General features: G+C 62.7%; 7 protein-coding genes. All 7 read left to right on the forward strand.

The window, feature by feature from the left end; all coding sequences use genetic code 11:
• Positions 1-21: 21 nt before the first annotated feature.
• Positions 22-2232 carry an alpha-glucuronidase family glycosyl hydrolase gene (locus ACTHNE_RS11435; RefSeq protein ID WP_414649738.1) on the forward strand — a complete coding sequence of 737 codons (2211 nt, stop codon included), beginning with the start codon at positions 22-24 and terminating at the stop codon, positions 2230-2232.
• The gene (locus ACTHNE_RS11440; protein ID WP_414649737.1) at positions 2226-4223 is read left to right on the forward strand and encodes a sialate O-acetylesterase; all 1998 of its coding nucleotides are present in this window, start codon (positions 2226-2228) and stop codon (positions 4221-4223) included. The genes ACTHNE_RS11435 and ACTHNE_RS11440 overlap by 7 nt, the downstream gene beginning before the upstream one ends.
• Before the next feature lie 8 nt (positions 4224-4231).
• Entirely contained in the window at positions 4232-5485 is a 1254-nt protein-coding gene (gene manD / locus ACTHNE_RS11445) for a D-mannonate dehydratase ManD (RefSeq protein WP_440269310.1), read from the forward strand.
• 163 nt (positions 5486-5648) lie between these two features.
• A complete protein-coding gene (locus tag ACTHNE_RS11450; RefSeq protein WP_414649721.1) occupies positions 5649-7832 on the forward strand; it encodes a glycoside hydrolase family 3 C-terminal domain-containing protein in 2184 nt (727 codons plus the stop codon).
• A 236-nt stretch (positions 7833-8068) separates the two neighbouring features.
• Positions 8069-9103: a sugar kinase gene (locus tag ACTHNE_RS11455; RefSeq protein ID WP_324940729.1), complete on the forward strand. Its 1035-nt coding sequence runs from the start codon at positions 8069-8071 to the stop codon at positions 9101-9103.
• A complete protein-coding gene (locus ACTHNE_RS11460) occupies positions 9103-10596 on the forward strand; it encodes a mannitol dehydrogenase family protein (protein ID WP_440269311.1) in 1494 nt (497 codons plus the stop codon). Before ACTHNE_RS11455 ends, ACTHNE_RS11460 begins: the two co-directional genes overlap by 1 nt.
• Positions 10593-12197: a GH35 family beta-galactosidase gene (locus tag ACTHNE_RS11465; RefSeq protein ID WP_440269312.1), complete on the forward strand. Its 1605-nt coding sequence runs from the start codon at positions 10593-10595 to the stop codon at positions 12195-12197. The genes ACTHNE_RS11460 and ACTHNE_RS11465 overlap by 4 nt, the downstream gene beginning before the upstream one ends.
• Positions 12198-12241: the final 44 nt, after the last annotated feature.

Here is a 12241-nt window from a genome sequence, read left to right on the forward strand (position 1 = left end):
GATATGAGTGCATTTTTGCATATGTTAGCGTTACCAGTGGCATCGGGCGACGGGCCGACCAGGCGCAGGTTTTTCCGCGCTATCGCCATAGCGGTGCTGCTGCTCGCCACGCTATTGGGCATGGCACAGGCCCGCGCCGAAGATGGCTATGAGCTGTGGATGCGCTATCACCCCCTTCCCTTCGAGCAGATCAAGCTTTACCGGAGCCACGCGTCGCAACTGATCGCCGATGCCGCCACGCCCACGCGCACCGCAGTCCGGGAGGAACTGTTGCGGGGGCTGCACGGCTTGCTGGGTACGGCGCCACCGCTGTCGGATACGGTCACGAGCGATGGCGCAATCATCGCCGGCACACCGGTATCGTCGCCGCTCATCGCGCAGTTGAAACTGGATACCTCCAAGCTCGGCAAGGAAGGCTATGTGATCCGCAGCGTGACGCTGCATGGGCATTCCGCCATCGCCATCGTCGGCAACGATGATATCGGCGTGCTGTATGGCAGCTTTCATTTTTTGCGGTTGTTGCAGACGGCACAACCGATCGATCACCTGGCCATCAGCGAAGCGCCGCACGTCAAGCTGCGCGTGCTCGATCACTGGGACAATCTCAACGGCAGCGTCGAGCGCGGTTACGCCGGCGCATCGATCTGGGACTGGTGGAAACTGCCGGACTGGACGTCGCCACGTTACATCGATTACGCACGCGCCAATGCGTCGATCGGCATCAACGGCGTGGTGCTCAACAACGTCAATGCGGACGCCGCGATCCTCACGCCGGCGTACCTGAAGAAAATGGCGGCGCTGGCCGCCGTATTCCGCCCGTATGGCATCCATGTCTACCTCAGCGTGCGGTTCAGTGCCCCGATCGAGATCGGCGGCCTGAAGACCGCCGATCCGCTCGATCCGGGCGTACAACGCTGGTGGCGGGAGAAGGTCGACGAAATCTACAAGCTCGTTCCCGATTTCGGCGGCTTCCTGGTCAAGGCCAATTCCGAAGGCCAGCCCGGCCCGCAGGACTACAAACGCACACACGCGGACGGCGCCAATCTGTTTGCCGATGCGCTCGCGCCGCACGGCGGCGTGGTGATGTGGCGTGCGTTCGTCTATTCGCAGAACGGCGTGGATGATCGCGCCAAGCAGGCCTACAGCGAATTCAAACCGCTTGATGGCCGTTTCCGCACCAACGTGCTGTTGCAGGTGAAGAACGGCCCCATCGACTTCCAGCCGCGCGAACCCTTCAGCCCGCTGTTCGGCGCGATGCCGCACACGCCGTTGATGATGGAATTCCAGATCACCAAGGAATACTTAGGTTTCGCCACGCACCTGGTCTACCTCGGGCCGCTGTATGAAGAAGTGCTGTCGGCCGACACCATGGCCAAGGGCAGCGGCTCCTCCGTCGCCAAGGTGATCGATGGCACGATGGACGCACATGCGCTGAGCGGCATGGCCGGCGTCGCCAACATCGGTACCGACCGTGATTGGTGCGGCTCGGATTTCAACCAGGCCAACTGGTTTGTATTCGGACGCCTAGCGTGGAACCCGACGCTTTCCACGCGGGCCATTGCCGAAACATGGGTCAGGATGACCTTCACCAACGACGCCGCGTTCGTCAAACCCGTCGTCGACATGATGATGGGCTCGCGCGAAGCGGCCGTCGACTACATGACGCCGCTGGGCCTGGCCCATCTGATGGCGCCTGGCCACCACTACGGCCCTGCCCCCTGGGACACCAGCTTGGCGCGCGCCGATTGGCGTCCACCGTATTACCACCGTGCGGATCGCCAGGGCATCGGTTTCGATCGCACGCGCACCGGCAGCGATGCCGTGGATCAATACGCGCCGCCCGTCGCGGCCGAGTTCAACGACGTCGCGAAAACGCCGGAAACCCTGTTGCTGTGGTTCCATCATGTGCCCTGGGATTACCGCATGCGTTCCGGACACACGCTGTGGTACGAACTGGTGGCGCATTACACGCAGGGCGTGGATGACGTAAAGCGGATGCGCGAAACGTGGCGCCATTTGGACGGCCATATCGACGCCGAGCGCTACCGCAAGGCAGCCAGCTTCCTCGCCATCCAGGAACGCGAAGCGCAGTGGTGGCGCGACGCCTGCATCGCCTATTTCCAGCAAGTTTCCGGCCTGCCGCTGCCGCCGGGCCTTACGGCGCCGCCGCATCCCTTGTCTTACTACGAATCGCTGTCATTCCCTTACGTTCCGGGACAATCCTCATGGTGAGTATGTTCTCGCAGGTGAAACGTCGCAGCGCGGCTGTAGCGCTGCTGCTTTTGGGCATGCAGGCGGCGCAGGCCGCGAACGAGCAGGCGCCTCTATTGAACCCGCTCTTTCAGGATCATGCCGTCCTGCAGCGTGATCAGGCCGATCCAGTGTGGGGTCATGCCAAACCCGGCGAGGCGGTGAACATCTCCTTTGCCGGCCAGGATATCCACGCGCGAGCCGATGCCAACGGGCGCTGGCAAGCGTCGCTGCCGGCACATTCCGCCGGCGGCCCGTATACGCTCACCGTCGCCACGGCCGGCGGCGCGACGCAGACCATCCACGATGTGCTGGTCGGCGATGTGTGGCTATGTTCCGGCCAATCCAACATGGTGCTGCCGGTGAAGCGCGCATTGGATGCGCGCGCGGAAGTGCAGGATGCGTCCAATGACCGCATTCGCGTGCTGACGGTGGACAACGTCAGCAGCGTCAAGCCGCTGGATGGCATTCCCGCTTCCGATCACTGGCTGAAGACAACGCCGGACACCGTGGCCGAGTTTTCCGCCACCTGCTATTTCTTTGCGCGCGAACTGCAGAAAGATGTACCGGTACCGATGGGTTTGATCGTCGCCGCGTGGGGCGGCTCGCGCATCGAGCCCTGGATGAGCGACGCGGCGCTGCGCAAGGTCGGCGGCTATGACACGTCATTGGATCTGCTTGCCCAATACCGCAAGAATCCGGCGCGCGCCGGCGAGGATTGGAGCCGTGTGTGGCAGACATGGTGGCGTTCCCGCCCAGGCATCGCCAAGACCGACGAGCCATGGAATCCCGCCGATTCCAGCGATACCGGCTGGCTCAATGCGCCAATCGACAAGGGTGCCTGGCAACACTGGGGCCAACCGGAACTGGCCAACTTCACCGGCATGCTGTGGTATCGCACCACCGCCACCTTGACCAAGGCGCAAGCGGCGCAGCACGCCGCACTCGACTTTACCGCCAACGAAATCGACCAGACCTGGGTGAACGGGCGCTGGGTCGGCACCGGCTATGGCAGCGGCACAGTGCGTGGTTATGCGATACCGCCGGGCGTGCTGCATGAAGGCGAAAACCTTATCGCCGTGAATGTGCTCAATACCTATCGCGATGGCGGCATCTACGGGCCGGCGTCGCAGCGTGCATTGCGCCTGGCCGACGGTTCCCGCGTACCGCTGGATGCATGGCAATACAAAATGGTGCCGCTGGCCTATGGCCCGCCGCCGAACGTACCGTGGCAGTCGACATCGGGCTTGACCACGCTCTACAACGGCATGATCGCGCCATTGGGCCACTACGGTTTTCACGGCGAGCTCTGGTACCAGGGCGAGTCCAATACCGGCGATGCAGGCAGCTACCGCAAACTGCTGGAAGCGTGGCGTGCCGACGAACGCGAACGCTTCGGCGCCAACTTGCCAGTGCTGATCGCGCAATTGTCGAGCTATGGTCCGTCGCCGACGCATCCGGGCGAAAGCGGCTGGGCCGAAGTGCGTGAAGCGCAGCGATTGGCGGCGGCGGAAGATCAACACTCCGGACTCGCCGTTTCCGTCGACATCGGCGAACGCTACGACATCCATCCAGCCAACAAGCAGGAACTGGGGCGCCGCCTTGCGCGTGCCGCGCGCCACGTCATCTATGGTGAAACGTTGCCGGCTTCCGGTCCCACACCTGTCTCGGCACAACAAAGCGGTGACTCCGTGACGCTCGACTTCAACGACGTCACAGGACATCTCATCACCTATAGCGCCGATCACCCGATCGGCTTCGAGCTGTGCGGCGACAAAGCTGGCACGTGCTACTACGCCATGGCCGACATCCGCGACAACCAGGTTGTGCTGCATGCACAACCGTCTGCAGATGGCGTGACACGCGTGCGCTACTGCTGGGCCGACAGCCCGATCTGCACGCTGTATGACCAGGCCGGACTGCCGGCTGGCCCGTTCCAGTTGAGCATCCTCTCCTCGCATTCCCATCCGTGAACAACGCCATGAACGCTTCCCCTGCATCTGCAAATTCCCACGGCTCCAATCGCGATCGCGAGATCGTCGACGCCCGCGTCATCGTCACCTGCCCCGGCCGCAACTTCGTCACTCTGAAGATCGAGACGCGTTCCGGCATCACCGGCCTCGGTGACGCCACGCTCAACGGGCGCGAGCTTGCGGTCGCGTCGTATCTGCAAGATCACGTGGTACCGAATCTGATTGGCCGCGATGCAGGGCGCATCGAGGACATCTGGCAGTTCCTTTACCGCGGCGCGTATTGGCGACGCGGCCCGGTCACCATGACTGCCATCGCCGCAGTGGACGTGGCGCTATGGGACATCTTGGGCAAGCTCGCCGGCCTGCCGCTCTACCAATTGCTCGGCGGCCGCTCGCGCGAAGGCGCCCTGGTCTACGGCCACGCCAACGGGCGCGACATCGCCGAGGCGAGCGATGCGGTGGGCCGCTTTATCGAACAAGGCTTTCTCGCGGTACGCGCGCAGTGCGGCGTGCCCGGCGTCAAGAAGGCCTACGGCATTTCCAGCGGCAAGGCGTATGAACCGGCCGAAAGCGAACTGCCGCTCGAAACCGTGTGGTCGACGCCAAAATATCTCCAGACCGTGCCGCAACTGTTCGAGCGCCTGCGCGCCGACCATGGCAACGACGTCCATTTGTTGCACGACGTGCACCATCGCCTTACGCCGATCGAAGCCGCGCGGCTGGCTCGCGACCTGGAACCTTACCGCCTGTTCTGGCTGGAAGATGCCACGCCGGCGGAAAACCAGAAATCGTTCGAGCTGATACGCCAGCACTCCACCACGCCGCTGGCAGTGGGCGAAGTGTTCAATTCGATCTGGGATTGCAAGCATCTGGTCGAGAACCAGCTGATCGATTACATCCGCACCACCCTCGTGCATGGCGGCGGCATCACGCACTTGCGTCGCCTGGCCGATTTCGCAGCGCTGCATCAGGTGCGCACCGGTTTCCACGGCGCTACGGATTTGTCGCCGGTGTGCATGGGCGCTGCGCTGCATTTCGACACCTGGGTGCCGAACTTCGGCATCCAGGAATACATGTTCCATACCGATGAAACCAACGAGGTGTTTCCGCACGATTACGTGTTCCGCGCTGGCCGACTGCATTGCGGCGAGGCGCCAGGGCACGGCGTGGACATCGACGAAAAGCTGGCGGCGAAGTTTCCGTATGCGCCCAAGCAGTTGCCGGTGGCGAGGCTGGAAGACGGGACGATGTGGGATTGGTGATTGATGTTTACGCACATGCTACGACATCACGAATCGTCATTCCGGCGAAGGCCGGAATCCATGTCGAACGTGTCGTGCACCGCACTCAAGTTAAAAATGTCGTGTCCTTCGGACACATTCCAAACTGGATTCCGGCGTTCGCCGGAATGACATCGGGTAGACCATGAACAAGCTGCGCAGCAAAGCTCTGGCCGCCACCCTCATGCTCATCACGAGCACACTGAGCTGGTCTCAGACAGCCATCTACAAAGACCCCAACCACAGCTTCGCGGACCGCGCCGCCGACCTCGTCTCAGGCATGACCCTCGAAGAAAAAATCTCCCAAATGCAAAACGTCGCGCCCGCCATTCCGCGCCTGGGCATCCCCGCCTACGACTGGTGGAACGAAGGCCTCCACGGCGTAGCGCGCGCCGGCCAGGCTACCGTTTTTCCACAGGCCATTGGCTTGGCGGCGACGTTCGATACGCCACTGATGCATCAGGTCGCCACCGCCATCAGCGACGAAGCGCGCGCCAAGTACAACGACTTCCAGCGGCGCGGCATGCATGCGCGTTATGAAGGGCTTACGTTCTGGTCGCCCAATATCAATATCTTTCGCGATCCGCGCTGGGGGCGTGGGCAGGAAACCTATGGCGAAGATCCGTTCCTGACCTCGCGCATGGGTGTGGCGTTCGTGCAAGGCATGCAAGGCGACGATCCGACCTACCGCAAGCTCGACGCCACCGCCAAGCACTACGCCGTGCACAGCGGTCCGGAATCGGAGCGCCATCGTTTCGACGTGCACCCCAGCGAACGCGATCTCTACGAAACCTATCTGCCGGCCTTCCGTGCCCTGGTGCAGGAAGCCAAGGTGGATGCGGTGATGGGCGCCTACAACCGCGTGGACGGCGAATCGGCCTCGGCCAGTCCGCGCCTGCTGCAGGACATATTGCGCAAGCAGTGGGGTTTCGATGGCTACACGGTGTCCGATTGCGATGCGGTGGAAGATATCTATCAACATCACAAGATCGTGCAGAGCGCCGAACAGGCCGCTGCCTTGGCGGTGAAGAACGGCATGGATCTCAACTGCGGCACGACCTTCGCCGCGCTTACGCAAGCCGTGCACGATGGCCTGATTGCGGAAAGCGATATCGACCAAGCGCTGAAGAAACTGATGCTGGCGCGCCTGCGTCTCGGCATGTTCGACCCACCCGATCGCGTGCCCTGGTCGCACCTGCCTTATTCGGTCAATCAGTCTTCGCAACACGATGCAATGGCGCGTCGCGCGGCCGACGAATCCATCGTGCTATTGAAGAACGACGGCGTGCTGCCGTTGTCGGCGAACGTACACCGCATCGCCGTGATCGGCCCGACCGCCGACGATGTCGCGCCGCTGCTGGGCAACTACCACGGCACGCCAAAGGCGCCGACAACGATTCTGCAAGGCATTCGCCGGGCCGCACCGCACGCCGAAGTGACCTACGTGCATGGTGCGGAACTGGTCGAGGGCTTCCACGATGCTCATGCAGCAAATCGCAAAAAGGCGCTGAAAGCCGCGCGCAGGGCGGACATCATCATCTTTGTCGGCGGCCTCACCGCCGATCTCGAAGGTGAGGAAATGAAGGTCAGCTATCCCGGCTTCGCCGGTGGCGACCGTACCGACCTGCGCTTGCCCGCCACGCAGGAAAGCTTGCTTGAAGCATTGCAAGTCACCGGCAAGCCGGTGGTGCTGGTGCTCACCACCGGTTCGGCGCTTGCCATCGACTGGGCCAAGCAGCACGTGCCGGCCATCCTCGTCGCCTGGTACCCCGGCCAGGACGGCGGCACGGCGGTGGCCGATGCATTGTTCGGCCATATCGATCCCGCCGGTCGCCTGCCGATCACCTTCTACAAGGCGGACGAAAAGCTGCCGGCGTTCGACGATTACCGCATGGAAGGCCGCACCTATCGCTACTTCAAAGGAGAGCCGCTTTATCCGTTCGGCTATGGCCTGTCGTATACGCACTTTGCCTATTCGGATCTCCAGCTCGATCGCAGCAAGGCCAGCTCCGGCGATCACATCAAGATCGCGCTGAAAGTGAAGAACACCGGCGAACGCGCCGGCGACGAAGTGGTGCAGCTTTATCTGCAGCCGCTACATGCGCCGCACGCGCGCGTCAACAAGGAGCTGCGCGGCTTCCGGCGACTGCACCTGCAAGCGGGTGAAGAGCAGACCGTTACCTTCGATATATCGCCGGCGACCGACCTGACGTATTACGACGACGTGCATCATGCCTATGCCGTCGATGCGGGCAGCTATCGCGTGCAGATCGGGGCGTCCAGTGCGGACATTCGGCTGGCGAAAGATTTTATGGTCGTACAGCAATGAGAACAGGCGTGAACAGCGCTTACTTAAACGTGTATCTCGACGTTTGCCGCGATCCGCTCCCTCCCCTGGGTGCAGGGGAGGGTTGGGGTGGGGTTGTTCGGGGCTTGCCGCACCGTTTGAACTCATCGCAAGGTTGCTTCACCCCACCCCAACCCTCCCCTACTACACGTAGGGGAGGGGGCCGATCATGGCAGGCGTCAAACTTCTTGGCTTAAGTGAGCGCAACCGGAACAAGCATGCATCACACATCACAAGCAGGTATCCATATCGTTCTGTTCGGCGAACTGCTGATGCGACTATCGCCGCCAGCAAACGAACTTCCGCTGCAATCGCCGCGCTTCAACGTGCACTTCGGCGGCGCGGAGGCGAACGTGGCTGCCTCGCTGGCCATTCTCGGCCATCGCAGCGTGATGGTCAGCGCGCTGCCGGACAACATGCTCGGCCGCACTTGCGAGGGCGAATTGCGCAAGCATGGCGTGGACACCGGCGGCATCCGTTATGCGGAAGGACGCATGGGCGTGTACTACCTCGCGCCCGGCGCTATGCATCGCCCTTCGGAAGTGCTCTACGACCGCGCCGATTCCGTATTCGCACGCACGCCTGCGGGTGCCTACGACTGGCCGCGCCTGCTGGATGGTGCGCAATGGCTGCATCTGTCGGGCATCAATCTCGCATTGGGTGAAATCACCGCGAACGCCGCATTGGCTGCTGTACATGCGGCACGCGATGCGGGCATGTCGATCTCTTTCGATTGCAACTACCGCAGCAGGTTATGGGGGGAGCGCGCGTCGCAAGCCCCTGCCCTGCTGCGCGAGATCGTCAGCGAAGCCGATCTGCTTTTTGGTAACGACCGCGACGTTGCATTGATACTCGGTACGGCCTGCGCACAAGCCGATGCCGGCGACCGCTTTCGCGCCGCAGCCGATGCCGCCTTTGCAGCGTGGCCGCGTTTGCGCCGTATCGCTGCCACCGAGCGCCTGCACCGGAATGTCGACGACCAGGACCTGTTCGGCCTGATGGCCACGCGCGAGCACGTGCTGATCACGGTCACGCACCGGCTCGACCATGTGGTCGACCGTATCGGTGGCGGCGATGCCTTCGCTGCCGGTCTGCTGCACGGCCTGTTCCGTGGCATGCCGGATCAGGCCATGCTGGATTTCGCGATCACCGCGGCGTGCCTTAAGCACTCGATTCCAGGCGATGTGAATCTGCTGCGTGAGGCCGACATGCTGGCGTTTCTGGCGCAAGGCAGCTTCGAGGTGAAGCGCTGATGGCCGAGCTTTGCGATTTGCCGCGATTGTCCGAACAGACGCTGGCGGACTTGCCGGCCACCGTAGCCACGCCGGCTTACCGATTGGAAGACATGCGCATCGGCATCGTGCATATCGGTGTCGGGGCCTTTCATCGCGCGCATCAGGCTGTCTATATCGACGATCTGCTCGCGGCGCATCCGGAGTGGGCGATCTGCGGCGTGTCCCTTCACAGCACCGAGGTGCGCGATGCGCTGCGCCCGCAGCAAGGCCTGTACACGCTGCAGTTGCTGGGAGAGCAATCCGGGTTGCGCGTGATCGGCGCGATCCGCGAACTGCTCTGCGCGCGCGATGAGTCCGCGGCCGTGCTCGCGCGCCTGGCCGATCCCGACGTGCGGCTGGTGACGCTTACGATCACCGAGAAGGGCTATTGCCTGGCGGGCCAGGATCTGGACACCGCGCATCCGGATATCGTGCACGATCTGGCGCATCCCGAATCGCCGCGCAGCGCCATCGGCTATGTCACCCTTGGATTGCGTCGGCGCCTGCAGCTTGGACTGGCTCCATACTCCGTGCTCAGTTGCGACAATCTCGCCGATAACGGCGGTCGCTTGCGCGGCGCCGTGCTGCAGTACGCGCGGCGAATCGATCCGGCGCTGGCCAACTGGATCGAAGCGCACGTGACCTTCCCCTGTTCCATGGTCGACAGCATCACGCCGGCCACGGATGACGCCTTGCGCGAACATGTTGCCAACGAACTCCGATGCCGGGATGCGTGGCCGGTCCAGCGCGAAACCTATGCGCAATGGGTGATCGAGGATCGCTTCTGCAACCAGCGGCCGCCGTTCCAACTGGCTGGCGCTACCCTGAGCGACGACATCGCCGGCTACGACCGCGCCAAGCTGCGCCTGCTCAACGGCGCGCACTCTACCCTGGCCTACCTCGGTTCGCTACTGAATGTGGAAACGGTCGCCGATGCGATGCAGGAGTCGCTGCTCGCTGGTTTCGTGGAACGCTTGATGCGCGACGCCATCGCGCCGGCGATCCCCCTGCCTGATCATTTGGACGCGCCGACCTACATCGACGCAATTCTTGCGCGCTTCCGCAACCCTGCCATTCGCCATCGCCTGGCGCAGATCGCATGGGATGGGTCACAGAAATTGCCGGTGCGCCTGCTCAGCACCATTGCCGAGGCGCTCGCGGCGGACAAGCCGATCGGCGACCTGTGCCTTGCAGTGGCGGCATGGATGCAATTCGTGCGCAGGCAGGCTCGCAACGGCGTCGCGCTGGTCGACCCCCTCGCCGACTTACTCGCCACCGTTGGCCTGGCATGCACCGGCGATGCCGTCGGCGACGTGAATGCTTTTCTGCAACTTGACACAGTCTTCGCCGCGCCACTGTCGCGGGACGCGCGCTTTATCCGCGCCTTGCAAGCAGCCTATGCCGCTCTTGCGGACGGTACGCCGGCATCGGTTTCACGGACACTGATCGCAGCGATGAGGCCGGTAACATGATGAAGCGTTTCCTGCTTACCGTAAGCCTGTTCGCATGGCTGGCTACCGCCGCTGCGGCCGAATTGCCAAAGGTCGTGCTGGAAAACGGCGCCAGCAAATTGCTTGTACACGGCAAGCCTTATCTCATGCTTGGCGGCGAACTGGGCAATTCGTCTGCCGGCACTGCAGCGCAAGCCGATGCGATCCTGCCACGCCTGGCCAACCTGCACGTGAACACAGTCTTGATGCCGGTGGCCTGGGAACAGATCGAGCCGGTGGAAGGTCGCTTTGATTTTCATGTGCTCGACCACTGGATCGCGGGGGCGCGGCAGCAGCGGATGCATCTGGTGCTGCTGTGGTTCGGCAGCTGGAAGAACGGTTTTTCCGAATACGCGCCGGCCTGGGTAAAAGCCGATACGCAACGCTTTCCCCGCGCACGCGCCGTCGACGGCGCGCCACTGGAAATTCTTTCGACCTTCGGTGAAGAAACGTTGCGCCTGGACAGCCATGCCTTCGCTGCGCTGATGGCGCACGTGCGAACGACAGATCCACAGCAGACGATATTGATGGTACAGGTCGAAAACGAAGTAGGCCTGGTCGGTGACGGCAGGGATCGCTCGGCACCGGCCAATCGCGCCTTCGATGGCGAAGTGCCACCATCGCTCGTGCAAGCCCTGGCGGCGAAACGCGGCACGTTGACACCCGAACTCGCGGCCCACTTCAACCCACAAGGACGCAGTTGGAAAGAAGTATTCGGCGATGCGGCGGACGAAGCATTCATGGCCTGGCGCTACGCCAGCTATGCCGATGCCGTGGCCAGCGCAGGCAAGCAGCAGTATGCGCTGCCGATGTATATGAACGCCCAGCTTCCGGCGCCGCTCGAACGCGCAGGCGAGTATCCCAGCGGCGGCCCTCATCCCTATTACCAGCAGGTCTATCAAGCTGTCGCGACGCATATCGACTTTTACGCGCCGGACATTTATTGGCCCGACTTCGCCCATTGGGTGCAACGCTACCGGTCACTGGGCAATCCGGCATTCATCCCGGAAGCGAAAATAGAGAGCGCTCCGTACAACGCGCTGTACGCCTATGGCGAAGCCAAGGCTTTCGGCTTCTGTCCGTTCGGCATCGATAGCCTGTCTCGCGACAACGACGCGCCGCCACCGCTGTTGATGCAGGTGTATGGCGCGCTCGATGAACTCGGCGAACAACTCACACAAGCGCAGGCGGAAAACCGCACGCGTGGCCTCGTGCTTCATGCAACCAGTCCGCGGCCGACGCAGACCGTTGCGCTGGGTGGTTATCTGTTCACCGCGGCGCTTGCGCGCTCCTGGCCGGACAAACGCCTGCTCAGCAACGACGGCGCCATGCTGGTGCTCGAATCGGCAGCTGATGAGTTCTATATCATTGGTAGCGGACTCACCGTCAGCATCACGCGCGATCCGGATGTGGACGCGCGCGTGGCTGGTATCGCCAGCATCGAAGAAGTGTCGCGCTCGGGCGCGGATTGGAAGATCGAGCGACGCTTGAACGGCGACCAGAGCAACCAGGGAAGACAGCTCAGCATGGATGCGCAAAAGGTGCGGATTTATCGTGTGCGGTTATATGCGGCAACGCGATAGCTTCATTCAAAGCGTATCGTCATTCCGGCGAAGGCCGGAATCCA

This window comes from Dyella sp. (assembly GCF_051954575.1).
Classification (GTDB): domain Bacteria; phylum Pseudomonadota; class Gammaproteobacteria; order Xanthomonadales; family Rhodanobacteraceae; genus Dyella_B.

Excerpts from the sequence above, each read along its gene's own strand:
- ACTHNE_RS11435 (WP_414649738.1), top strand. The coding sequence starts at position 22 with ATGTTAGCGTTACCAGTGGCATCGGGCGACGGGCCGACCAGGCGCAGG.
- ACTHNE_RS11440 (WP_414649737.1), top strand. The coding sequence starts at position 2,226 with ATGGTGAGTATGTTCTCGCAGGTGAAACGTCGCAGCGCGGCTGTAGCG.
- manD (WP_440269310.1), top strand. The coding sequence starts at position 4,232 with ATGAACGCTTCCCCTGCATCTGCAAATTCCCACGGCTCCAATCGCGAT.
- ACTHNE_RS11450 (WP_414649721.1), top strand. The coding sequence starts at position 5,649 with ATGAACAAGCTGCGCAGCAAAGCTCTGGCCGCCACCCTCATGCTCATC.
- ACTHNE_RS11455 (WP_324940729.1), top strand. The coding sequence starts at position 8,069 with ATGCATCACACATCACAAGCAGGTATCCATATCGTTCTGTTCGGCGAA.
- ACTHNE_RS11460 (WP_440269311.1), top strand. The coding sequence starts at position 9,103 with ATGGCCGAGCTTTGCGATTTGCCGCGATTGTCCGAACAGACGCTGGCG.
- ACTHNE_RS11465 (WP_440269312.1), top strand. The coding sequence starts at position 10,593 with ATGATGAAGCGTTTCCTGCTTACCGTAAGCCTGTTCGCATGGCTGGCT.